25 protein-coding genes and 1 other annotated feature are annotated in these 23,121 nt (G+C 34.1%); of the genes, 10 read left to right on the plus strand and 15 right to left on the minus strand.

The features are described 5' to 3' along the window. The first annotated feature begins 157 nt into the window (after positions 1–157). Positions 158–496, plus strand: a complete 339-nt coding sequence (locus MHB70_RS06320; RefSeq protein WP_073990711.1) for a DUF3992 domain-containing protein — start codon at positions 158–160, stop codon at positions 494–496. Positions 497–520: 24 nt separating this feature from the next. Here MHB70_RS06320 and brnQ3 read toward each other — a convergent pair whose 3' ends face one another. Beyond that, positions 521–1,876: a branched-chain amino acid transport system II carrier protein BrnQ3 gene (gene brnQ3, locus MHB70_RS06325; protein ID WP_001099155.1), complete on the minus strand. Its 1,356-nt coding sequence runs from the start codon at positions 1,874–1,876 to the stop codon at positions 521–523. 59 nt (positions 1,877–1,935) lie between these two features. Then, positions 1,936–2,194: a binding site (T-box leader), on the minus strand. Positions 2,195–2,466: 272 nt separating this feature from the next. Here brnQ3 and MHB70_RS06330 point away from each other — a divergent pair. Further along, complete coding sequence (locus MHB70_RS06330; RefSeq protein ID WP_000880630.1) at positions 2,467–2,676, plus strand: hypothetical protein; 210 nt, start codon at positions 2,467–2,469, stop codon at positions 2,674–2,676. 39 nt (positions 2,677–2,715) lie between these two features. On the opposite strand, the gene MHB70_RS06335 is transcribed toward MHB70_RS06330, so the two are convergent. Then, positions 2,716–3,492 carry a class I SAM-dependent methyltransferase gene (locus tag MHB70_RS06335; protein ID WP_000026266.1) on the minus strand — a complete coding sequence of 259 codons (777 nt, stop codon included), beginning with the start codon at positions 3,490–3,492 and terminating at the stop codon, positions 2,716–2,718. A gap of 108 nt (positions 3,493–3,600) precedes the next feature. Here MHB70_RS06335 and MHB70_RS06340 point away from each other — a divergent pair, with 108 nt between their 5' ends. Further along, positions 3,601–4,452 carry a hypothetical protein gene (locus tag MHB70_RS06340; RefSeq protein WP_000865656.1) on the plus strand — a complete coding sequence of 284 codons (852 nt, stop codon included), beginning with the start codon at positions 3,601–3,603 and terminating at the stop codon, positions 4,450–4,452. Positions 4,453–4,522: 70 nt separating this feature from the next. Here MHB70_RS06340 and MHB70_RS06345 read toward each other — a convergent pair whose 3' ends face one another. Then, positions 4,523–4,720 (minus strand): hypothetical protein, encoded by a 198-nt coding sequence (locus MHB70_RS06345; RefSeq protein WP_000776284.1) that lies wholly within the window; start codon positions 4,718–4,720, stop codon positions 4,523–4,525. Between the two features lie 151 nt (positions 4,721–4,871). On the opposite strand from MHB70_RS06345, the gene MHB70_RS06350 reads away from it, so the two are divergent. The 3 genes from MHB70_RS06350 to hmpA all read left to right on the plus strand — a co-directional run bounded on the left by MHB70_RS06350 (position 4,872) and on the right by hmpA (position 7,971). Next, positions 4,872–5,969, plus strand: a complete 1,098-nt coding sequence (locus MHB70_RS06350; RefSeq protein ID WP_001245427.1) for a site-2 protease family protein — start codon at positions 4,872–4,874, stop codon at positions 5,967–5,969. 114 nt (positions 5,970–6,083) lie between these two features. After that, positions 6,084–6,602 (plus strand): hypothetical protein, encoded by a 519-nt coding sequence (locus tag MHB70_RS06355; protein WP_001228785.1) that lies wholly within the window; start codon positions 6,084–6,086, stop codon positions 6,600–6,602. 160 nt (positions 6,603–6,762) lie between these two features. After that, positions 6,763–7,971 carry an NO-inducible flavohemoprotein gene (gene hmpA, locus MHB70_RS06360; protein ID WP_000947322.1) on the plus strand — a complete coding sequence of 403 codons (1,209 nt, stop codon included), beginning with the start codon at positions 6,763–6,765 and terminating at the stop codon, positions 7,969–7,971. A gap of 30 nt (positions 7,972–8,001) precedes the next feature. Here the strand turns inward: hmpA and MHB70_RS06365 are convergent, their stop codons facing one another. Continuing rightward, positions 8,002–8,514: a Crp/Fnr family transcriptional regulator gene (locus MHB70_RS06365; protein WP_000600584.1), complete on the minus strand. Its 513-nt coding sequence runs from the start codon at positions 8,512–8,514 to the stop codon at positions 8,002–8,004. A gap of 170 nt (positions 8,515–8,684) precedes the next feature. On the opposite strand from MHB70_RS06365, the gene MHB70_RS06370 reads away from it, so the two are divergent. After that, positions 8,685–8,912 carry a hypothetical protein gene (locus tag MHB70_RS06370; RefSeq protein WP_000883004.1) on the plus strand — a complete coding sequence of 76 codons (228 nt, stop codon included), beginning with the start codon at positions 8,685–8,687 and terminating at the stop codon, positions 8,910–8,912. Between the two features lie 291 nt (positions 8,913–9,203). Here the strand turns inward: MHB70_RS06370 and MHB70_RS06375 are convergent, their stop codons facing one another. The 3 genes from MHB70_RS06375 to MHB70_RS06385 all read right to left on the minus strand — a co-directional run bounded on the left by MHB70_RS06375 (position 9,204) and on the right by MHB70_RS06385 (position 11,752). Beyond that, positions 9,204–10,004: a sulfite exporter TauE/SafE family protein gene (locus tag MHB70_RS06375; protein WP_000455753.1), complete on the minus strand. Its 801-nt coding sequence runs from the start codon at positions 10,002–10,004 to the stop codon at positions 9,204–9,206. Positions 10,005–10,121: 117 nt separating this feature from the next. Further along, positions 10,122–11,120 (minus strand): inorganic phosphate transporter, encoded by a 999-nt coding sequence (locus tag MHB70_RS06380; RefSeq protein ID WP_000380277.1) that lies wholly within the window; start codon positions 11,118–11,120, stop codon positions 10,122–10,124. 11 nt (positions 11,121–11,131) lie between these two features. Beyond that, complete coding sequence (locus MHB70_RS06385) at positions 11,132–11,752, minus strand: DUF47 domain-containing protein (RefSeq protein ID WP_000231444.1); 621 nt, start codon at positions 11,750–11,752, stop codon at positions 11,132–11,134. Positions 11,753–12,064: 312 nt separating this feature from the next. Here MHB70_RS06385 and MHB70_RS06390 point away from each other — a divergent pair, with 312 nt between their 5' ends. After that, on the plus strand, positions 12,065–14,107 hold the full coding sequence (locus tag MHB70_RS06390) for a transglycosylase domain-containing protein (protein WP_000769258.1): 2,043 nt from the start codon (positions 12,065–12,067) through the stop codon (positions 14,105–14,107). A 123-nt stretch (positions 14,108–14,230) separates the two neighbouring features. On the opposite strand, the gene MHB70_RS06395 is transcribed toward MHB70_RS06390, so the two are convergent. The 4 genes from MHB70_RS06395 to MHB70_RS06405 all read right to left on the minus strand — a co-directional run bounded on the left by MHB70_RS06395 (position 14,231) and on the right by MHB70_RS06405 (position 17,296). Beyond that, positions 14,231–14,659, minus strand: coding sequence for a hypothetical protein (locus MHB70_RS06395; protein WP_001265580.1), 429 nt, complete (start codon positions 14,657–14,659; stop codon positions 14,231–14,233). Positions 14,660–14,855: 196 nt separating this feature from the next. Next, entirely contained in the window at positions 14,856–15,341 is a 486-nt protein-coding gene (locus MHB70_RS31100) for a Gly-Xaa-Xaa repeat protein (RefSeq protein ID WP_370114585.1), read from the minus strand. An 88-nt stretch (positions 15,342–15,429) separates the two neighbouring features. Continuing rightward, positions 15,430–15,804: a collagen-like repeat preface domain-containing protein gene (locus MHB70_RS31105; RefSeq protein ID WP_002047645.1), complete on the minus strand. Its 375-nt coding sequence runs from the start codon at positions 15,802–15,804 to the stop codon at positions 15,430–15,432. A 220-nt stretch (positions 15,805–16,024) separates the two neighbouring features. After that, positions 16,025–17,296: a PAS domain-containing sensor histidine kinase gene (locus MHB70_RS06405; protein ID WP_061530161.1), complete on the minus strand. Its 1,272-nt coding sequence runs from the start codon at positions 17,294–17,296 to the stop codon at positions 16,025–16,027. A 160-nt stretch (positions 17,297–17,456) separates the two neighbouring features. On the opposite strand from MHB70_RS06405, the gene MHB70_RS06410 reads away from it, so the two are divergent. After that, positions 17,457–18,305, plus strand: a complete 849-nt coding sequence (locus MHB70_RS06410; protein WP_000465099.1) for a DUF72 domain-containing protein — start codon at positions 17,457–17,459, stop codon at positions 18,303–18,305. A 211-nt stretch (positions 18,306–18,516) separates the two neighbouring features. Here MHB70_RS06410 and MHB70_RS06415 read toward each other — a convergent pair whose 3' ends face one another. From MHB70_RS06415 to deoD, 4 genes are all read right to left on the minus strand, one after another. Beyond that, positions 18,517–18,711 carry a DUF3924 domain-containing protein gene (locus MHB70_RS06415; RefSeq protein WP_001094863.1) on the minus strand — a complete coding sequence of 65 codons (195 nt, stop codon included), beginning with the start codon at positions 18,709–18,711 and terminating at the stop codon, positions 18,517–18,519. Positions 18,712–18,836: 125 nt separating this feature from the next. Beyond that, complete coding sequence (locus MHB70_RS06420; RefSeq protein WP_000806240.1) at positions 18,837–19,367, minus strand: tyrosine-type recombinase/integrase; 531 nt, start codon at positions 19,365–19,367, stop codon at positions 18,837–18,839. Positions 19,368–19,474: 107 nt separating this feature from the next. Then, complete coding sequence (locus tag MHB70_RS06425) at positions 19,475–21,286, minus strand: sensor histidine kinase (RefSeq protein WP_000797528.1); 1,812 nt, start codon at positions 21,284–21,286, stop codon at positions 19,475–19,477. A gap of 158 nt (positions 21,287–21,444) precedes the next feature. Continuing rightward, positions 21,445–22,152, minus strand: coding sequence for a purine-nucleoside phosphorylase (deoD, locus tag MHB70_RS06430; RefSeq protein WP_000110704.1), 708 nt, complete (start codon positions 22,150–22,152; stop codon positions 21,445–21,447). A 191-nt stretch (positions 22,153–22,343) separates the two neighbouring features. Here deoD and MHB70_RS06435 point away from each other — a divergent pair, with 191 nt between their 5' ends. Further along, positions 22,344–23,117, plus strand: coding sequence for a hypothetical protein (locus tag MHB70_RS06435; protein ID WP_061530160.1), 774 nt, complete (start codon positions 22,344–22,346; stop codon positions 23,115–23,117). The last annotated feature ends 4 nt before the right edge of the window (positions 23,118–23,121 follow it).

The raw sequence follows: 23,121 nt of genomic DNA on the forward strand, positions 1-23,121 counted from the left end.
GCAGTTATCTCCCGCTTACCTTCCTCGTATTCGCTGGATTTTGAGGGGGAGTCTTACTGCCCGTTAATGCGGGGGAAAGTGAAATTTTAATCAGCGGGGGAGATTCCTCGCTGATTATTAGCTTGCATCAATTTGGATTTGGCAGTAAAATCGTTGCATCTTTTTATTGACGATAAATAATGTAAGCGTTATCATTAAGCTGTTAACAGTACATACAGAGGGGAGAATGTATATGTTAGTTCAAACTATATTCGAAATGGATAAGTCTAAAAAATTAGGGGACTATGTGAACGCATTACAAGCGCTTTGTGAACAATATAATGTTGAAACAGATAAAATTGCAATTATTGAGGCGACAGAAGAGTATTATTTATTTTTAGTAAAGCAAGAAGATTGCTATGATGTTGTCAAAGTAGAGACAGTTGATACAAATATTGAATATTATACGAAAGCGTATAAAATAAGCAGTTTTAATCATACTGCTTATCAAATGTAAAAAAACTCCCTTTCGGGAGTTTTTTTAGGATGCTTTTGCTTCGCTGGATTCGGTTAGTAGGGGAACTTTTTTCGCACCGCTTAGCTTAGCGATAGTAAGGCCGATAAGAGCTCCGGCTAATGCTGGTACTAGCCAGCCTATTCCTTCATTATATAAAGGGATAAATTCAAAATAGGGTGTGATAAATGAAACTGGAATACCGCCTTGTTTTAATCCGTCAAATACGCTCACAACTGCTGCCCCGAATAAAGCACCTACATAAACAGATCGATAACCGCCGAAATATTTATGTAGTAAAGATAGGAGAACGAGTACAATCGCAATTGGATATACAACAAGTAGAATTGGAACAGAGATGGCGATAATTTTTGTTAAACCTAAGTTAGCAACTAGTAACCCTAATGCGCAAATGATACTCGCGAATGCTTTATATGAGAATGTAGTCAATAATGTTGCGAAATATTGACTGCATGCAGATACGAGTCCAACGCATGTCGTTAAGCAAGCGAGTGTAACGATAAGAGACAATAGAAGAAGACCATATGGACCGAATAGTTGTTGTACGATAACAGTAAGTAGCTGTCCACCATTTTTTGCGTATCCGAGAGAGACGCTAGTCGCACCGAGCCAGCCAAGTGCGCCATATACAAGTACGAGTCCGGTAGCAGCAATAAATCCTGCTTTTGCTGTTGCAATGGCAATGGTTTTACGATCATTCACACCTTTAGAGCGAATGGCATTTACAACGATAATCCCAAATGCAAGTGCTGAAATAGTATCCATCGTTAAATATCCTTCCATAAAACCTTTGAAGATTGGGGAAGTTTGATATTCTTGCATTGCTTGTCCGGATTGCCCAAGTGGTGTAAATACACTTTTAACAAACAATAAGAAAATAGAGAGTAATAAAATAGGTGTTAATATATTTCCGATACGGTCAACAAGTTTAGATGGATTTAAACTAAGCCAAAATACGATAGCAAAGAAGATGACTGTGTATAAAAATAACGTTAGGCTACTAGAGCGAATTGTTTCTGGTAAGAAAGAACTAACACCCATTTCGTAGGCGACGTTAGCGACGCGCGGAATCCCCATAGATGGACCGATTGCAATATATACAACTACGGTAAAGAAAATTCCGAATAATGGGTGAACATGACTTGCAAGTTGTTGCATACCGTTTCCTGATAAAGAAATTGCAATAACAGTTAATAAAGGTAAGCCGACTCCTGTTAGTAAAAATCCAATCATTGCAGGCCAAAAGTTTTCACCTGCATTTTGTCCAAGCATGGGAGGGAAAATTAAATTACCTGCCCCAAAAAATAAAGAAAATAGCATAAGACCTGTGAAAAAAATATGTTTTTTTGATACAGTGTTCATTGTTTTTTTCCTCCTTTTTTAAAATTCATTTGTAAGAACACAAAAAACTCGCCCCTAAAGAAAGGGACGAGTTATATTTACCCGCGATACCACCCTAATTTATACATGTAGAAATAAATCTATATGTATACGGCTTTGCAACGTACAACATGATACGTGTTCCTTGTAACGGGGGACAGCCGGTAAGAACTTACTGTAACATTCGGTTCTACTTCTCGGAGATGATTTTCGGCTACGCACTGAACGTTGGCTTTCAGCAAATCGCCAACTCTCTGGGGAACAGTCTTATAACGTACTCGTTCTCGTCAATGAATTTTAGTTCAAGTATTCTGACAGTATTGTTGCATGTTTTTTTTTGAAAGTCAATATGTTTTTTGGAAGATATATTTATATGCGGAAATATCGAAGATGATATTTGTTATTGTGAAGGAAATGATGAAGTGTAAAACGGGAGTGAATAGTTGTAGAGAATTGTAAAATTTGTAGAGAAAGTTGATATTTATAGGAGTAAAGAAGGTATTAATAGAATTTACAGAGAATAATAAAACAATCCACTTGCTGGAAAGAACAAACCAAAAGAGGTGACTGAAATGCTTGCGATGGGAGTATTATTTGGCATTATTGCTATAATTGGTTTTATGTGGTTATATTATTCGCGTTCGTTTAAACAAGCAGAAGTTTTACTCTTTCAAAAAGGTAGTTTGTTGACAAATCAGTCTAGATATTTAGTATGTCCGAAGTGTGGGAGTGCACAGGCCAGAAGTGGAGGATATCAAGAGTGTTGCAAAATTAGATTATGAAAGAAGGAAGCCTCACATTCATTTGTGAGGCTTCCTTCCTTACAATTTCCTGCCGCTCCAAATTGTCCACCGATCTCTTTCAATAATAGGAGAGATGTTTTGTAATGCGATTTGGATATGATGTAGAAGTTGAGCAAGCTCATGATCTGTTAATTCGTATAGAATGGATCGTCCGGTTCGAGGAGATAAGTCTTGTAGTAATGCTGCTACAGAATCGTGTATTTTTCGTACTTCCCATTGTGTTTGCGAAGGGAACACGTGAAGAGAATGCTTTTGTAATTCTTGCTGTATAGTAGCAGTTTTTGGTCTTCTTTTTGATTCGATTTCAATGAGTTTTGGAAATACCGAGAAAAAATATCCGCGAATGTGTTCAGGGCTTCCTGGAATTGTACAATCTTCAATGGTTCGATCTTGTAAAATAAGTACACCGTTTTTCTTTAATATACGAGAAGCTTCACGTAAAAATGTAGGAATGTCTTGTAAATGATGAATAACTGCGCGCGAAATAACTATGTCGAATGTTTCATCAGGATATGGGATGCTATGTGCATCACCGTGAATGAATGAAATGTTTGGAAAGCCGCTACAATTTTCTTTTGCAGCTTGTAATATCTCTTTTGAAAAATCAAGTCCAACAACATTTTTGGCTCCCATAAGAGCAAGTTCTTTCGTGTAAATACCACCGCCGCAGCCTATGTCAATTATTTGTTTGTTTTGTATATCTGTAATGTTTTTTATCATTTCCTCCCAAGAAACATGGGCATTTCTAGTTGCATATGTGTACTTATTATTTGCATCATGAAAATTAATGGACATTGTAAAATCCTCCCTTCAGTGTATAGTATAGCTTATTTAATATGATCTCATGTTTTTGTTTCTTATATGAAGGTTATAAGGATTTCTTATTAGAAAAGAGGGATTGAGTTGAAAGTGAAGTATGTAATGGTTTTATGTGTGATTTTACTAGCATCGTGTGGTCAAGCAGAACAAAAGAAAGAAACGAAACAAGTAGAGGAGACGGTGAATGAAGTGGAAGAAACAATAGGGATAACTGTTATACAAAAAAAACATAAAGAGAAAAAGTTACAGGAGTCAGAAGTTAAGGCCGTAATAGATATTATAAATAATGCGGAAAAACAAGAAATAACAGGTAGCTTTGGTGAACCTGAATATGAAATACAAATTAGTAGAGATGGGAAAAAAGAAAAGTATTATGCATGGTTAAGAGGAGAAGATCGACGAGGGTGGCTGCAATATAAGAAGGCTATGTACATGTTGAACGAAAAAGATACGGAAAAACTTTTGTCTATATTTCCAAAGATTCCAGAACAAAAAGAAGACGAGATACAGGTTGATCCTTTAACAGAAGTAACGAAAAAAGATTTGCAGATTACAGCGTTTCATATTAAAGCAGGGGATCAAAAAATGAATTATAAGGTACGTTATACGATTTCGCAATCACTTTACAACAAGTTAGCACAGGAACAAGAATATTATTTGCAATTGATTTTCCCGGAAAAGGTTCAAAAATTAATTGGAGCAAAAGAGAGTGAAATGATTTCAGGTGAAAAAGTAAAGGAGGGGTATAAACAGTATGAATTGAATGTTACTGTTCCGATAAAAGATGCTTCATTATCACAATTAAAAGCATTAGAAACATATTATGAAAATTATGATTTGAAAATATTAAATAATAAAAAAGAAAAAATAGGCGTTTTTCAAAATATCATTCAAATTGTTAAAGAGTATGGTGAAAAAATGGATTTACAAAGATAAAGTGAATAGGAAAGTCTATATGGACTTTCCTAGGAAATGATAATAGAGAGGGGAGAGAATCCCCTCTCTATTACTTTGCTTTTGCAGATGGCTCATTTATGGATTTTCGTGTAATAAGAAATGAAATCATAAGAGCGGATAGAATCATAAGAGCGATGAATAAGTGATTTGGCAACCAATCTAATAATAATAGGTAGCTAACGGTATAAAAAATAAGAGTTGAGGCTAAGAAAGAGAGAGCACCTATAATGAGAGATTGTAATTTCATTTGTATCTACCTCCTTTCATTTGTATTTTTGTCTAAAAATGGATGATATAAACATTATTTCTAAGAAAAGAAAAAAATGTGTCATAATAGAGAATAGAATAAACTGAAATGGGTGCATATAGCTCATTTCAATAAGATAAAGGAGAGGGACATGAGAAATAATAAAAAAGGATTATGGGGAATTATTGTTGCAATAGGGTTATTTTTACTATCTAAGCTAAAGTGGGTATTCGCAATCTTTAAATTAGCAAAGTTTTCAACTGTATTTAGTATGTTTCTATCACTTGGTGCATACGCAGTTATATATGGTTGGAAATTTGGAGTAGCACTTGTTTATTTGTTATTTGTTCATGAAATGGGTCATTTATGGGCGGCAAGAAGAAAAGGGATACCTACATCACCGGCAATCTTCATTCCATTTATGGGGGCTCTTATTGGAATGAAAGAGATGCCGAAAAACGCAAAAGATGAAGCGTATATTGCTTATATGGGGCCTCTTTTCGGATTACTTTCATTTTTACCGGCTATTCCACTTTATATGATCACGAAAGAGCCGTTTTGGGCACTTGTTATTTTGCTTGGAAGTATGATTAATTTCTTTAATTTAATTCCCGTTTCACCGCTAGATGGTGGCCGGATTATTTCAGTTGTAAGTACGAAAATTTGGGGAGCAGGGCTTGTTTTATTGCTAGGCTATTCAATTTACTTTAAAAGTATTTTGGGAGGATTTATTTTCATTATCGGCTGTATGGAACTATATAGAGTAATAAAGAGAGATGAGCCGATTAAAGAATTAGGTTATAGAATTGATGGAATGAAAGAATATGTTGCTAAGCTTGAAGAGGAACTAAAAGAAACTGGTGCTGTGCATCGGACTATATACATGATGCATCATGAGATGAATGTATTAAGACAAAGAGAGCATGCAAAAGAATTAAAAACAGGGGAACTTCAAAGAATGGAAGTGTTAGAGCATCTTTTGCCGAAGTTTGAGCCGCTAGACTATGTTCCATATGAGGATGAAAAAGACGAGTATACAATTTACATCAGGGAGGCATTTGAAGTAGCGGAAAGACGATTAAATGAATGGGAAAAAGAAAAAGTACAAAAAGAAAACTATTATAAAGTTGATGCGAAAACGAAATGGACAGTATTCGCTTGTTATATCGGATTAATAGCTATACTTGGTTATACAGCTTATGAAGGTTATATTGTTTTACAGGAGCATTTGCCAAGGCGAAATGTGTAGAAAAATAGTGTCGAAATGATAGGAAGAATTTAAACAGGAATTGTATTTCTACGAGCGAATGATAGAAGTGAAACACTCTATTGTAATATTCATAGTAGAAAAGGAGTTCTGTATATGAGGAAATTGCTAAGTGTGTTCAGCATTATAATCGTGATGATCATTGCGAGTTATAGTCTTATGAAAGTGCTATTACATTATGCGAATAAGCCCGCTGGGGTAAATACAATAGCTCAAATAGAAGCGGTACAAGAAGAGACAAAAGTGCTTGATTTTATTCGTACGACACATGAAAGTTATAATAATTTCTTAAATTATGGTAAGGCAGAGAATTATACAGACGGGGACTGGAACCATTTAAAGAAATGGTTTCAAGAACAAGAATCATCTTTAAAAAACATACATACAGAAATAAAAAATGAAAAGATCAAACGTGATGTAAATAGAAGTTATGAAATTGTAAAAAAAGGTGTGGAGCTTCAAAATATTGAGTATGTAGTTTATGCCCATCGTGTATACCATGACTTAGATATTATCGTAAATAAATATAGAGGCGAAACGAACATCTGGGGGTATACAGAATTTGGAGATGGGAAAGATATAAGGGTAATTGAACAAGCAATACAGTCCAAATAATAAGCTAGCTAGCATTCTAGTTGGCTTATTTTCTTTTTGTAAGTGCAATGTTCATATATTTTTCACAAAAACACCGTGTTAATAGTGATTAAAATCACAATGTGTATAATACAATTCAGTTAAACTAAAAACAGTTAAGGAAATAGAGGAGTGGGATACAATGTTAAGTGCAAAAACAATTGAAATCGTAAAATCAACAGTACCATTATTACAAGAAAAAGGCGTTGAAATTACAACGAGATTTTATCAAATTTTATTTGAGGAACATCCGGAGTTATTGAATATTTTCAACCACACGAATCAGAAAAAGGGAAGACAACAACAAGCGTTAGCAAATGCTGTTTATGCAGCTGCGATGTACATTGATAATTTAGAAGCAATTATTCCAGTTGTAAAACAAATTGGTCATAAGCATAGAAGTTTAGGTATTAAAGCGGAACATTATCCGATTGTGGGTACATGTTTACTACGAGCGATTAAAGAGGTCGCAGGTGCACCTGATGAAATTTTAAATGCATGGGGAGAAGCGTATGGAGTCATTGCTGATGCATTCATTAGCATTGAAGCAGAGATGTATGAAGAGGCTGCACATAAAGAAGGTGGATGGAAAGATTTCCGAAACTTTGTAGTTGTTAAAAAAGTGAAAGAAAGTGACGTTATTACATCATTTTATTTAAAACCTGAAGATGGCGGGAAAGTTTCTTCATTCATCCCAGGACAATATGTAACAATTCAAATAAATATTGAAGGTGAAACATATACACATAATCGTCAATATAGCTTATCTGATGCTCCTGGAAAAGAATATTATCGTATTAGTGTAAAAAAAGAAGAAGGTGTAGATACACCAGGTGGTAAAGTATCTAATTACTTACATGATCATGTAGGGGAAGGAGATATTCTGCCAGTAAGTGCACCAGCGGGAGATTTCGTATTAAATATGGATTCAACATTACCAGTTGTACTAATTAGTGGTGGAGTAGGTATTACACCGATGATGAGTATGTTAAATACGTTAATTGAACAAGACTCAAAACGTAATGTATATTTTGTTCATGCAGCGATAAATAGTACTACACATGCGATGAAAGAACACGTTAAGGCAGTAGACAATGAATACGAACAAGTTAAAGCATACACTTGCTATTCTGCGCCGACTGAAAAAGATTTGGAAATAAAAAACTTTGATAAAGAAGGATTCATTGAAGGTGAATGGTTACAAACTATTATTCCGACAACTGAAGCAGAATTTTATTTCTGTGGTCCAGTGCCATTTATGAAGCATATAAATACTGCACTAATTGATTTAGGTGTGAAACAAGAGCATATTCATTATGAATTTTTTGGTCCAGCAGCAAGCTTACAATAGGGTGAGTTTGAATAAGCAAAAAACGAGGTATTATTTTACCTCGTTTTTTATTTGTTCTCTTAACAGCCGATTTACTGTTTCACGGCGTATACCTATCAGTTGACCAATTTCAGTTTGCGTTAATATTTCATATATAGGAATGTCACCTAAATATAGTGTGAACCACTCTTGTAAACGATGAAGACGTTCTTTCGGAGAGACGGTTGACAATTGGTCAATCCGCTGTTGCATCATTCTTAGTTTCGATTGTAATTGCATAGCGATGTCGGCATATGATTTAGGGTTTGCTTGAAGTCTATCGTACCATTCGCTACTAGTAATCGGTTCAACTTCTGTTTTTATTAAAGCAATAGCAGTACCGTGATATTCCTTCGGCGAAATTAAAGAATGGTGAGGTATCGTTTCACCTGGAACGATAATGTTGAATAGAAATGGTGTTCCGTCTTCTTCTAGTCGAACCACTTTTAATAAACCTGTTTTTATAAAATATAAAGGACCGTCCTCGCCTTGACGGAATAGTACATCTCCTTTGTGTAGAATCAATATTAGCCCCCCATTTAAACAGTTCTAGTTCTTCTATTTTAGCGTATATGTATAAAGACAATATGCTATTTAAACAGCAATTTCATTGACGAAATGTATGCTATTACAGTAGTATACTATTTAGTGTGTAATAGTACTAGCAATGAATACGCTGTAGGGGGTTTAGTATATTGTTAGATGCGATGAAGATGACGGATATGAGAATACCGGCGAATGCTATCATTCATGTAGAAGAGATGAAAGGTGGAGTCGTTCTATCCGTTGAAATAGACGGCCAAATTATTTATACGATGGCCTATGATGAAGAAACAGATAGTTATGCTGAATTATATGATCGAAACGATAAGAGGGCGTGCCAAGTACATGAAGACTTTATGGGATGGTCACTTCTTCACTAAAAAGATGTCAATATGACATCTTTTTTTATTGAATCGATAGATTATACAAGGAAATGAAATAAAAGGATAAAATTTGTAATAAATGATTTTGCATTGTTAGCACTTTGTAACTGCATGCGAACTGTTTTTTCGCTATCATAAAGATAACAGTCGCAGCTATAGGAGTGATCAACTTGAAGAAGGTACATATTTCAAATTTTATGCTATTAAGTGTTTGTTTAGTTTTATTTGTTCTCCTAGGAGCTTTTTTATATTCATGTGTATAAAAAAACGCATTCTAGAAAGAACGCGTTATAAAAGTGAAGTAATGATTAATCTAGTTCCAAGAATTATTAATGTGATACGTAATAAATTAATTACGGCATTACCGCTTAATTTTGTATTAATATAAGCCCCGATTTTTCCGCCAATCCATGCACCAGGAATAAGAATTAATGCATAAGTCCAGCTAACATTTCCAAGAGAGATGTGAGTTGCAGAACTTACAATTGCTGATAAAAATACGATAAACATCGAAGTTGCCACAGCAATGTGTGCTGGGAATGCAAAAAGAAGCATCATCGCTGGAACGAGTAAGGCACCGCCACCAATTCCAAATAATCCAGATATAAACCCAACTATAAAGGCGATAAAGATAGCAAGAAACGGTGGGAATTGATAGTGTACAGTATTTCCTTTGTTATCTGTAAAAGACCGCTTAATGACAGACATATTTGATAAGGAAAGAGGTTTTAATTTGTCTCGTAGCATAAGAAGAATGGAGACTAAAATAAGGAAAATCCCAAAATATAAAGAAAATGTATCTTGGTTTAAAAATTTATTTGCCCATGATCCGATAATACCACCAGGGCCACTCCCGATAAATAAAATAAGTCCACTTTTATAATCCACCCGTTTATGCTTCATATACGTAAGGGTGGAAGCCAGTCCTGTAAAAACGACTGTTACCATAGAAGTTCCTACTGCGAGTTGTGGTGATAAACTGTGTAATCCAATTAATAACGGAACGATAATAATTCCGCCCCCAAGCCCAACTAGGCTCCCGACGGTCCCGGCGATTAATCCGATGAAAAGTAACATGATGTATTCCAAAATTGCCAACTCCTCTATATAACTTGTCCATCAATTATTATACACGCTTTTTAATAAGAAATAGGCTTGTTCACAAAAAAGTCGTCTTCCTAGAAAAATAAGGAAGACGACTTTTGATTAAAAGATTAAGTGTAATAAGTAGTAAAATAACGCAGCTAATGAAGCTGAAATAGGAAGTGTAATAACCCAAGTAATTAACATGCGTTTTGCAGTTCCCCATTTTACACCTTTCACACGATGAGAAGCACCAACCCCTAAAATAGAAGAAGAGATAACGTGCGTTGTACTAACTGGCAAGTGAATGAATGTTGCACCGAAAATAACAAGTGATGATGATAAATCAGCAGCTACACCATTTACAGGACGAATTTTCATAATTTGTCCACCGACAGTTTTAATAATTTTCCATCCACCGACAGAAGTACCAAGACCCATTGCAATTGCACAAGATAATTGTACCCAGAACGGGATGTCGCTAGAAGTATGATAGTTATTGGCCATAAGAGCCATCGTAATGATTCCCATTGCTTTTTGTGCATCATTTGTACCATGTGTATAAGCTTGTAATGCAGCAGTGAAAATCTGGAATATACGGAAGTTTTTATTCGTTTTCGTTAAGTTAAAGTTTTTAAAGACCACTTTAAAAATACTGTATACGATATAACCAATAACAAAAGCGATAATCGGTGAAATGATTAAAGCTTCAAGAATTTTAATGAATCCTTTAAGGTTTAATGAACTAATACCAGCAGCAGCAATAGCTGCACCTGCGATTGAGCCAATAATTGCATGCGAAGAACTACTTGGGATACCGTAGTACCAAGTAATTAAGTTCCAAGCTATCGCCGCAAGTAAAGCAGCTAAAATTACAAGAGAACCATTTTGTAAAGCAAATGGGTCAACGATATCTTTTGTAATCGTTTTTGCTACACCTGTAAATGTCATTGCACCTAAAAAGTTCATAATAGCTGCCATAATAATTGCATGTCTAGGCTTTAGAGCTTTCGTTGAAACAGCCGTTGCAATAGCGTTTGCTGTATCGTGAAATCCATTGATAAAGTCAAAAGCTAAAGCGCAAATGACTACTAAAACGGTCAGTATCAAGAGTGTATCCATGATCAAACTCCTTACGCGTTCTTCATAATAATTGTTTCTAATACGTTTGCAACGCTTTGGCAGCTATCAGCTACTTCTTCAAGCTCTTCGTAAATCTCTTTGTATTGAATAATCTTAATCGGATCTTTTTCACGAGAGAATAAGTGTTTAATCGCATGACGACGAATATCATCGCATTGTGATTCGTAATCCTTAATCTTAATCGCGTTCGTACGAATGTCGACCAACTTCTTTTTAGACAGTAGTTCAACAGAGTTTGCAATTTCAATTGCACATTGATTAATTGCTTCTACGAATTTAATCATGTATTCATCAGCTTCTGTAATAGAATACATTTCGAACAGACCAGCACCGTGATCTAATCCGTCTAATACATCATCCATACTCATTGCAAGTTGTAGGATGTCCTCACGTTCAATAGGAGTAATAAACGCTTTGTTTAGCTCCATAATGATTTCGTGAATAAATGAGTCACCTTTTGACTCATATTCTTTCATGCGCATAGAAAACTCTTTTAAATCGCTAGCATTTTTAATTTTATACTCCACGAAAAATTGCGCGCCTTCTTTTAAATTTTCAGAAACATTCATTAACATTTCAGAAAATTTATCTTTTTTTGATTTAAAGACCATTATTAGTTACCCCCACAAAAGTAATATATGTAAAATATATTGGCTAGTCAATTCTAACAAAAAACTGTCGTTTTTTAAAACATTTTATCGAAAAGTTTACAAAAACTTAACATAACTCTCATTGTTGTATTAATAATATTAATAATCGATATTGAATATCTTACTTGTAGAATGTCCTTTTCTTGCAAAAAGTATGAATGTGAAAGAAAAGCTTTACACTATAGGAAGGACTACGTTATTATATTAAATTTAAAAGGAGGTATATTCTTCCTTTTGAAAAGAAGAGTGTAAACAAACGAAGGAAGTGAACGAATGAAATTGAAGAACACTCACTTTAAAAAAACGCTTGAGTGGTTCAATAAGAGGAAGAAACTACGCAATTCATTAATCGTATTGGGCAGTTTACTCGTTACTCTATTTATTGCTATAAATATAATAATTTCCATTCAAGACATATCTGAATTAAAACAAGCTGTTCCGCAACCGACTTTAATTTATGATGCAAACAATGAAGTTGCGACTAAATTGGCTTCTTCTAAAACAGAAGGCGTAAAAAGGAAAGATATTCCTAACATTATGGTTCAGGCAATTGTTGCAGTAGAAGATAAGGAGTTTTTTAACCATCACGGTATTTACTATAGTGGAATTATAAGTGCGGTTTTTAAAAATATTACAGCAGGAGAAGTTGTAGCAGGGGGAAGTACAATTACACAACAACTTGCGAAAAATGTATTTTTGACACAAGACCGCACGTTCTCACGTAAAATAAAAGAATATTTTCTAACTAAAAAAATAGAACGTACTTATACAAAAGATGAAATTATTGAAATGTATATGAATCAAATTTATTTTGGTGAAGGGGCTTGGGGTATAAAAAGAGCAGCTAAATCTTATTTTGATAAAGATGTAAAAGATTTATCAATTTCAGAAGCTGCAACGATTGCGGGCTTGATTAAAGCGCCGTCTGCGTATTCGCCTTATAAAAACTTTAATAAATCAATTGAACGACGTAATGTCGTATTAAGTTTAATGAAAGAGCAAGGGTATATTTCTGAAGAACAGTACAATAAAGAAAAAGAGTCCGGTCTTGTATTAAAACGTGGTGTTGATGATAAATACAAAGGTAAATATTCTCAATATGTAGACTATATTGTTAGAGAAGCAATGGACAAGTACGAATTAACACAAAATGAGATTTTAGCAGGTGGTTATCGTATTTATACAGAGCTTGATTCGAAAAAACAACAGGCTGTAGAAGATGTTGTGAATAATGATAACTATTTTAAAGATAGTGGTTCAGATCAGCTCATGCAAACAGGAGTGGTCCTTGTGAATCCAAAAACTGGTGGTGTTCCAGCTTTAGTTGGAGGCAGAGGGCCGTATCAGTTTTTACAATTTAACCATGCTACTCAATTAAAAAGGCAACCAGGTTCAACGTTAAAGCCTCTTGCTGTATATGTACCAGCGTTAGAACAAGGGTATGAAGTATACGATATATTAAAAGATGAACCATTTAGTATTAAAGAATACGAACCGAAAAATAGTGATCTTACCTTCCATGGTAATGTGACAATGTATGAAGCGGTGGCAAAGTCGTATAATGTTTCAGCAGTTTGGCTGTTAGAACAAATAGGATTAGATAAAGGATTGAAATCTTTAGAGAGATTTGGTATTCCAATAGTGCCAGAAGATCGTACGTATCCGATTGCTTTAGGCGGAATGCATGTAGGTACATCTCCATTTGTAATGGCCCAAGCATATAGTACATTTGCAAATGATGGTGTTCAAGTGGAGGCTCATGCAATTAGAGAAATTCAAAACGCTGAAGGTGAAACGATTGGGAAATGGTATAAGAAAGAGACGCGGGTGACGAGTGAAAAAATTGCTCAAAAGATGACATATTTATTAAAAGGTGTTGTCGAAAAGGGAACAGGTGAAAAAGCGAAAGTTAATAATGTTGATACGGCGGGTAAGACAGGTACTACTCAAATTGTAAATGGTCCAAGCAATGGTGCAAAGGATTCATGGTTTGTTGGATATACGCCAGATTTAGTAGGTGCGATTTGGGTAGGATATGATAAAACAGATAGCGAGCATTATGTTCCAGGAGGGAGTCAAATTACGACGACGATGTTCCGGGATATCATGAAAAAAGCAAATGCAAATCCAGCTCAAAAAGCATTCCAGTTATCACTAATACCAGAGGCTGACTACAAAAAACAATTGCAAACAATCGAAGAGGAAAAACGAAGAAAAGAAGAAGAGAAGAGAAGGAAAGAACAGGAACAACAAAGAAAACAAGAGCAGCAAGAGTGGTTTGATAAAGTGAAAGAGTGGATTCCATCACTTTGGTAAAAGAAGAAAGAGGCGAATAACGAAATCCGCCTCTTTTTCGTATGAAAAATAAAGTGAAACTTCAATCATTAAGGGATGTTTATTCACCGCTAATGATTAGCCCATACCAATTGGGAAATGATATTACTCGTTTAGTATAATGTTCGTACTGCCAGAGGATTGAGAATCATATGTGATAATGATTTTGCCTTTACTAATAGGTTCGTAAGGTAATTCTTCTTCATAACTACCATTATTTTCATTATGGATAGAAAGCGTGATTTCATCAATTTCTTTATTTATATACTGATCTTTAATCGTTTCAGCAATTTGAAGTAGCGTTTCGTAACTAGAAGCTTTCGTAATAAGCATTCCTTTTATAACCTTTTTTTCATTATTTGCTGCATTGGAATAAGGGATGTTACTTTGTTTTGTATACAAAAGCTTGTATGGAACTGTTTTTCTCTCTGCTTTTGATATAGTGGAATATTTTAGAGTTAAAAAAAATCCTACACATAAAATAATGCATACCATAAAAGCAACCCAGATGCGTATCAGTGACATAACTCTCATTTTCATCCCTCTTTCATATCTTTGACTTCACTATTTATCATACAAAATGAGGATTAAGATAGAGTAAATTTGAGGTAAAGAAACGTAAAGAAGGAGCACTTATCCTCCCAAATAAGTGCCCCGTTCTATATAAAAAGAGAAATTTAATTTACAGTCAAATGATGCATATTATTATAAATACGCTTATTTAGTGAAATTAGTAAATTCGGAAAACAGATAGTGTTGCTGTTGTATCACCTGTGTTAGGAATAGAAATAGTATTTGCTGTAGGTTGTACAGCGATTGTTGTACCAGTTTGTAAAGTAACGATTGTAGAGAAAGAAACAGCACTACTGATAACGTTAGTTGAAAAATTACGAGTAGGTGGTTGACCATTGAAGGAAATACCGAACCCAAACGGTGAAGAGCCTGGGAAAGTTGTAGACGCTGAGAAATTAATATCATATACGCCTGTTTCTAAAACTGTTAAAGTGTCTGAAGTGTCATTAAAAGTGATAGTATTTATTTCAAAAACTTGATTAAATTGGATGTTTGTTCCAGGAGATATAGTTTGTGCGTTGGAGTTTCCGATGGACGCGATAGTTACAGGAATTGGAGTACCCGCTGGACTGTCGCACCAGTAGCACCTTGAGCGCCCGCCGGTCCTTGGACACCAGTTAAGCCCCTTGAGTCCTACTATCACCTCCTCCAAGGCAATCTGATCCGTATTGAACTAGGAATAGTTTGGATCTCTGTTATGAGTTTAACTAATTTGTCGATAGTACAACAATCTACTTTAAATAACTTAGCAAGCTTTGTAGCTCAACGTACAATGCTCCGCATGAGAAAGGTGTTGTTCTTAAAATAGTTAATAGATTAGTGATAATAGAATTTCCGATTTGTTTTTGTGCCGGAGATAAATCTAAGCAATTGAGGAACTTTTGTAGATTATTTAGGGCATCAATTAGATTATCTATATTATTTTGAGAAGGGGTTTGAAAGACAGCTTGAATAGCTTGACCAAGTGCTTGAAGAAGTCTAACAAACTCTTTCAGTTCGGACTTAGAGATATTAATATGACTGCAAGCTCTTACTTCGCAACAATCATTACCATAAAATACTTTTCCTTTATTTATATTGTTTATCTTTTCATTCCTTTCTTTCATAGAATCAATAGTCGTTACTATATATTAAGATGAGATTTATACTAAATTCGTGATGGACAAACTACTATTTCTAAAAAAATAAGAAGTTTGCCTACCAAGCAAAAACAATTAAGTTATGGAGAAAGATTTATAGAAATTAAAGAAGATTAGTTCAACATAAAAAAGCATGTCAATTGTTGAGAGTATCTAACAATTGGCATGCGGTTTGTGGAGGAATACCTCATTTGTATTCATTCATTCTTTCATGGTTTGTTTTAGATAAAGTTGGAATAGAAATAGTGAAAGTTGTACCAGCTTGATTACTAGTCATTTTTAATGTGCCGTTATGATTTTGAATAATTTTCTTTGTTACTGATAGGCCCAGTCCTGTTCCTGAATCTTTTGTTGAGAAGAATGGATCAAAGATATATTCTTGAATAGCTGGAGGAATACCAGTTCCATTATCTGTGAAAGTAATCCGAACGAAGTTATCTAGGCGATAACTAGTGATTTGAATAGAAAGAGGTTTTTCACCTTGAGCATCAACGGCGTTTTGAAATAGGTTTAAAAACACTTGAACAAGTTCATGGCGATCAATATGGACTAAAATATCATCTAATTCATTAGAAAAATTATAATCAATTGAAATGTTATGCAAAAAGACCTCACTTGCTAGTAGCTGTTGAATATATTCACGTAAAAATATATTGATGGGAAACGGTTCTCTTTTAAATTCGCGTGTTTTCGATATAGATAAAAATTTTGTAATAATACTATTTGCACGATCTAATTCAGGAATAAGTAAGTGTTTAAATAATTCTTTATTGGATGGAGATACACTCTCTTGTAAAAACTGTAAGTATCCCCGTACTGTTGTAAGTGGGTTGCGTACTTCATGTGCAATCCCGGCGGCAATTCGTCCTGCTAATGAAAATTTCTCTGCATCACGTTCTGTGTTTAAATAATGAAAAACGCTAATAACTCTAAAAATCTCTCCATTATAATCGCGAATAATTCGATTATTAATAATGCCATAGTTTTTGTCTAAAACCTCTTCATTATATATTTCGGTTCCTGTTTTTAAGGTTTCAATAGTTTTAATTTTTTCTTCAGGTAAGTTAAGTAATTGTTGAATTGGCTTTCCAATTATTTCGTTTCGTATTACAACAAAATCATCTGCAGCAGCTTGATTACATAATGTAATATTCCCCTTATTATCAATAAAGGTTACATGATGTGAAAAAGCATCAAAAATATGAACAAAGTGTTTTTCAAGTTGTTCAAATAAAAATAATGAATCGCAAGTAAGTTGAAAATCAGCTTCTTTATTCTCTTTTCGTATGTTTTGAATGGAATGATTTGTTCTTGTTTTCTTTATTTGCAAACCAATATGTGGATTTTTATATGTGAAATGATGCGGCAATTGATTCACAAGTTCTTCATAAAAACGTACTTTATTTTCTAGTTCTTCTATTCGTTTTTCATGAGATAAAATATCATCGGTTGGAAGCATAAATAAATAACCCCTCAATTTAAAAATTCTTCCATTTAGTATATCATATTTTTATACGGATACTCTTAAAGAAAGAGTTACTTAATGAATTTGATTGTCCAAGATGATTGGGAAATCAGTAGAATGAATATAAGATGAAAACTGAAAGGGAGGAATATGATTGTTTTTCATTGGAGTGACAGGGTGGGGAGATCATGATTCTTTATATATAGATCCCTATGAAAATAAAAATAAATTACGAACATACAGTGAACATTTTCCTATTGTCGAAGTGGATAGTTCATTTTATGCGATGCAACCGGCACGAAATTATACGAAATGGGCGATGGAAACACCGACAGACTTTTCTTTTGTCGTAAAAGCGTATCAAGGAATGACAGGGCATATGAAAGGAGAAACTCCTTTTTCTACGTTTGATGAGATGTTTGATGTGTATAAACAATCGATTCTTCCTTTAATAGAAGCGAATAAATTAAAAATAATTTTATTTCAATATCCACCATGGTTTGATTGCAAAAAGAAAAATGTAGATTTCCTTCGATATACGAAAGAGAAAATGGAAGGTTTACCGTGTGCGATAGAGTTTCGAAATCAAACATGGTTTTATCCAGAAATGAGAGATAAAACGCTACAATTTTTAGAGAAAGAAAAATGGATTCATACAATTTGTGATGAACCGCAAGCGGGAATTGGTTCGGTTCCACTCGTATTAGAGGCGACGGATTCGGATATAACATTAATCCGCTTTCATGGTCGAAACGTTCATGGCTGGCTGGATAAAGGGGAAAATTGGAGGGCGGTTCGCTGTTTATATCGCTACAACAATAAAGAATTGGAAGAATGGGTAGAACGACTAGAGCAACTAAAAAAGAAGACAAAGGACATATACGTATTATTTAATAATAATTCGGGCGGGGATGCAGCGGATAATGCGAAACAACTTATGAAAATGATGAACATTACATATGGTGAGCCAAAGCCTGAGCAATTAAATTTATTTGAACGATGATAAAACAAGAAAGGCACTGTACAAACAGGGGGAATGTACAGTGCCTTTCTATATGAAAAAGAGGGGTAACAATGTTACTGAGCGTTTGGTTGATTCATCAATTGTTGGCTTCATAATAAATGATAATGGTTATCATTATCATTGTCAATGATTTTTCGGAAAATAAGTAAAATTTTTTTGTATTTTAAATAGCAATAAAAAAAGAACAGCATTAATGCTGTTCTTTTCCGTTAATAAATTGTTGTAAATCAAAAGGAGTTATCGCTTGGATAAATTCTTTTGAGATAAGTGTTTGAACGAGAGTGCTCTCAGAAATGCTAGCACCTGTTTTCTTTTCATAAGCTTGTTTTAATAAATCGAGTTTTTCAGCCGTTTCTTGCGGTAATTCAATTGTAAGTGTGTTCATAATTTCTCCCCCTTATTATTAGAGTACCACTACAATATAAGAGAGACAAGAAAAGAAAAGAGAATATGAAACATAAAAAAGGTTACCATTTTTTAAATGGTAACCTTTTTTATGTATAAGAGGTATTAAGCGATACCGATATACTTTAAAGTTTTTGATGGAGTACTATGATCAAAGAAGTGTTGTAAAAATGCAATGTCAACACCTGATTTGTATGCACAATAGCCCCAAGTTTTTCGAAGTGTATGTGAGCTAATCCCTTCTAATCCAACTTCTTTTGCAGCTTTGTTTAAAATGTACCATGCATGTTGTCTCGTAATAGATTTTGTTCCTTTTTGAGACTTTAATAATGGCTCATTGCGTTTCCAAGTTTTACGTTCTTTCATGTAGTCTTCGATTGCGTGCTGTAAGTCTTCATTTACAGCAAACCATTTATGTTTCTTTACTTTTTCATTGTAAAATAAAATGGAATGGCGAACATTTTCGTTTTCATCGATGACATCGCTAACTTTTAATTGTAAGATTTCGCTTACTTTTAAGCCAGAATTTACGGCTAATACGAATAATAAGCCATCACGTTTCGAAGATTGTAAAAGTATATTTTTGATAGTTTCTAATTGTTTTTCACTTTGAATAGGTTGTCCTGCTTGTTTCATTTCACGCACTCTCCTCTTTTATATGTGTAAAGGAAAGGATTAACTTGTTTCTTACTATAAAGGGAGAGTGTGAATTTCATGTGAACTCCTAGTGAAATTAAGACAAATTATTTGACTTCTTTTACATTTGGTAAATTAAAATAGAATACAACGCTATTATTCGTATTATATACACCGTACTTGGCATGATGGAGATCTAAAATGTTTTTTACAATAGATAACCCGAGACCGGTACCACCAGTATGACGACTGCGTGATGCATCTAAACGATAGAAGCGATCCCAAATTTTTTCAAGACTTTCTTCTGGGATAGGATTTCCTGTATTCTCGATTTCGACTTTTACTGTATCTTCGGTTTCTATAACAGAGACTTGTATTCTTTCTCCATCGGGCGTATAGCGAATTGCATTGCTAAGTAAGTTCACAACTACTTGCTCAATACGACTACGATTCGCTTTAACAAATATAGAAGTGTCTGCATCGACGTCCACTTGTAACTGCTTTTCCTCCATGCTAAATAATAACTTTGTATGGACTTGCTGAATTAATTCACCGATTGAGAATGTTGTCATTTCTAGTTTGTACGTACCCGATTCTAGTTTTGCTAATTCTAACATTTCAACAATAAGTCTGTTCATATTTTCTGTTTCTTCTAAAATAACATCTGTATAATACGTTGTATCTTTACTAACACCATCTTGAATCCCTTCTGCGAAACTTCTAATTACACTAAGTGGTGTTTTTAATTCGTGGGATACACCAGAAATGAATTCTTTCCTCGTCTTCTCTAATTGACGTTCACGTTCAATATCTTGTTGTAATTTTGTATTGGCAACATTTAATCGATCAATTCTGTCTTTTAAGTTTACAGATAATGTATTGATACTGCCGGAAAGCCCGCCAATTTCATCGTCTGCTGTAACAGGTAGTTTCTCGCTAAAATCAAAATTAGCCATTTTCTTTGTAACGCGATTAATCTTAATTAATGGTTTCACAATAATTTTTGAATAGTAGAAGGATAATAAAATAATCACGAGAAACACAATGATTAAGGCATAGACATAATAATCTTTTAAAACGAGCATCGCTTCATTAACAGGTTGCAAAGATACTATCGCAAAGGCGTACTCTGTAACCATATTGTTTTCCATAATAGGTTTTACAAAGATGCGGCTTTGTAAATTTTCTTCAACGCCTAATGGGTATATAGTTAATTTATTTGAATCAGAAGTACCCTGCCTAATTGTGTATGTAAAATATTGAACGGCTCGTAATGTTTCAATGTCATTTGCAAGCCGAACCTCAGCTTTGGATGGGAGCTGTAACTTAGATATAACACCAGTAAGACGGATATTAGTTGTAGTTTTGTATCGATTTGTAAGTCCATTTTTAGGAGGATTACTATTAATTGATTGGAAATCCGAATTGAAATGTTCGTTTCGCCATCGATTATAATGTGTTGACAATTCTATTGGTGTTATAATATTCCCCTGTAAGAACCCCAAGACGCTGATTGGTCCATCTTTTTTTAAACCTAAATTTTCGAATTTAATATATTCTTCGGGTGTTAAAAGATTATTAAGTGGAATGGAATACGTACTTTGAGTTTTAGAATCAATAACATCAATGTAGAAATTGTTTTCACTTTTAATAATGCCATTAGAATCTAAAAATTGCATTTCAGCATTTGTTTTATCATGAAATTCTTGTTTTAGTTTTCTAATTTCCTCATAACTTTTGCCGCTTTTTTCGTAATTATCTACGAATTTTTCAAAGGCAGTTTGAACGGTTTTTACTTTTTTATTAATATAAAATTTCTCTAAAAATAGAGACTGTCCTAGGAAAAAGAGGAGGAATATGATTGTAAATAATGTTGATGTTAATAAAAATAGTTTAAAGACGATACTTCTGTTTTTCACTGCTTCACCTCTTATGAGAAATACTGTAAATGATTTCACTTTATTATAACAAACGTGACAAGAAAGTAGAGGGAGAAATCTGTCTCTTTCTAAAGTAGTTTTTTATAAAAAGTCACATAAAAAGAACTCGACAGACGTATGACGAGTTCTTTAATGTATTATTGTTGAATTGCTGCATCTAAAGCGATTTCAATCATCTCGTTAAATGTAGTTTGACGTTCTTCAGATGTTGTTTCTTCACCAGTGAAGATGTGATCGCTTACTGTTAATACAGATAATGCATTTACACCATATTTCGCTGCTAATGTGTAAAGAGCAGTTGTTTCCATCTCTACTGCTAATACACCGTAATCTGCAAGTTTTTTAACCATGTCCATGCTTTCACGATAAAAAACATCTGCTGTTAAAACGTTACCAACACGAACGTGTAATCCTTTTTCAGTTCCTGCATCGTAAGCTTTCTTTAAAAGGTCAAAGTTTGCAGCTGGTGCAAAATCAAAACCTGGGAATGTTAAACGGTTCATATTCGAATCAGTACAAGCTGTCATTGCAATAATAACGTCACGTACTTTTACGTCCTTTTGAATTGCACCGCAAGTCCCAACACGAATTAAATTTTTAACTCCGTAGCTTTGGATTAGTTCGTTTACATAAATAGAAATAGAAGGAACACCCATACCTGTACCTTGAACAGATACACGTTTTCCTTTATAAGTTCCAGTGAAACCTAACATACCACGCACGTTATTATAGCAAGTAACGTCCTCAAGAAATGTTTCAGCGATATATTTTGCGCGTAATGGATCACCAGGTAATAGAATAGATTCAGCGATTTCGCCTTGTTTTGCTTCAATATGTACACTCATGAAAAGTCCTCCTTATAATGTATTGATAGAAATCAATATCATTTGCATTATACACTACGAATCCGTTCAATTAAAATCTTTTTAATTATTTGTAATATGTGCAAAAGAGGAGGATTTCATAAATCATAATCTAGAATATATATGAAAGAAGTTTTGTATAAACAGAGACAATAAAAACGGTAGGTGATTTTTTGAAAAATCTTGTCATTGGACTTGTAGCTTTGGTACTTATTGTGGCGGGAGGATTTTACATAAAAAAATATCAGGAAACCGTAGAGACGGTAGGAGATGTTCAAGAAGTAAAATGGGATGTATCAAATGGAAAAGGAAATGATAAAGTAGATATTTTGTTTCAATTACTAAATAAAAAGAATAATGAGGTTCGTGGTGTAAATGATCAAATTCGGGCAGTTATTGTAGATGAACAGTTAAAACATATACAACAGATTAAACCTACATTTGCAGGGAATGGATCATATAAGTTATCTTCCAAAATAGCGAAAGATGAAGCGTATACAATATTTTTATATGAAAACAAAAATAAGTCAGTAGAATCATTCGCGAAGACAGATTTTGGGAGAGAAAAAGAAGAAAAAAATAAGAAGAAGGTGAACCTGCCAGTCGATAGTGTACTTACAAAAAAAATTGGAGAGCATGAAGTTTCTCTTTTATTCGGTGCATTACATCCGAATGAGCCGGTGACGTTAACATTTCAGTTTCAAGCAAAAAAGGGTGAAAAATTGAAATTACATTCAGAGAGAGGAGAAGAGGAAACTCTTTATATCGTAGATGAAACGAGGGAAAACTTTTTATACGCTATGCCTGTTGATACGGATGAGCAATTACAGTATCGTATTACATTTCCTGCCCAAGGCACGTATAAACTGTGGGGAACTTTTTATATAAATGGTAAGAAATATGAGAAGGATTTTATCGTACAAGTTCAAAAAAGAAAAAACAGCTAAATTT

This window comes from Bacillus sp. FSL M7-1020 (genome assembly GCF_038050415.1).
GTDB classification, from domain to species: Bacteria; Bacillota; Bacilli; order Bacillales; family Bacillaceae_G; genus Bacillus_A; species Bacillus_A toyonensis.

Excerpts from the sequence above, each read along its gene's own strand:
- MHB70_RS06335 (WP_000026266.1), bottom strand. The coding sequence starts at position 3,492 with ATGTCCATTAATTTTCATGATGCAAATAATAAGTACACATATGCAACT.
- MHB70_RS06395 (WP_001265580.1), bottom strand. The coding sequence starts at position 14,659 with ATGAGAGTTATGTCACTGATACGCATCTGGGTTGCTTTTATGGTATGC.
- MHB70_RS06405 (WP_061530161.1), bottom strand. The coding sequence starts at position 17,296 with ATGCTTCCAACCGATGATATTTTATCTCATGAAAAACGAATAGAAGAA.
- MHB70_RS06390 (WP_000769258.1), top strand. The coding sequence starts at position 12,065 with ATGAAATTGAAGAACACTCACTTTAAAAAAACGCTTGAGTGGTTCAAT.
- brnQ3 (WP_001099155.1), bottom strand. The coding sequence starts at position 1,876 with ATGAACACTGTATCAAAAAAACATATTTTTTTCACAGGTCTTATGCTA.
- hmpA (WP_000947322.1), top strand. The coding sequence starts at position 6,763 with ATGTTAAGTGCAAAAACAATTGAAATCGTAAAATCAACAGTACCATTA.
- MHB70_RS06415 (WP_001094863.1), bottom strand. The coding sequence starts at position 18,711 with ATGAACACACTTACAATTGAATTACCGCAAGAAACGGCTGAAAAACTC.
- deoD (WP_000110704.1), bottom strand. The coding sequence starts at position 22,152 with ATGAGTGTACATATTGAAGCAAAACAAGGCGAAATCGCTGAATCTATT.
- MHB70_RS06420 (WP_000806240.1), bottom strand. The coding sequence starts at position 19,367 with ATGAAACAAGCAGGACAACCTATTCAAAGTGAAAAACAATTAGAAACT.
- MHB70_RS31105 (WP_002047645.1), bottom strand. The coding sequence starts at position 15,804 with ATGAAAGAAAGGAATGAAAAGATAAACAATATAAATAAAGGAAAAGTA.
- MHB70_RS06355 (WP_001228785.1), top strand. The coding sequence starts at position 6,084 with ATGAGGAAATTGCTAAGTGTGTTCAGCATTATAATCGTGATGATCATT.
- MHB70_RS06330 (WP_000880630.1), top strand. The coding sequence starts at position 2,467 with ATGCTTGCGATGGGAGTATTATTTGGCATTATTGCTATAATTGGTTTT.
- MHB70_RS06350 (WP_001245427.1), top strand. The coding sequence starts at position 4,872 with ATGAGAAATAATAAAAAAGGATTATGGGGAATTATTGTTGCAATAGGG.
- MHB70_RS06380 (WP_000380277.1), bottom strand. The coding sequence starts at position 11,120 with ATGGATACACTCTTGATACTGACCGTTTTAGTAGTCATTTGCGCTTTA.
- MHB70_RS06385 (WP_000231444.1), bottom strand. The coding sequence starts at position 11,752 with ATGGTCTTTAAATCAAAAAAAGATAAATTTTCTGAAATGTTAATGAAT.
- MHB70_RS06345 (WP_000776284.1), bottom strand. The coding sequence starts at position 4,720 with ATGAAATTACAATCTCTCATTATAGGTGCTCTCTCTTTCTTAGCCTCA.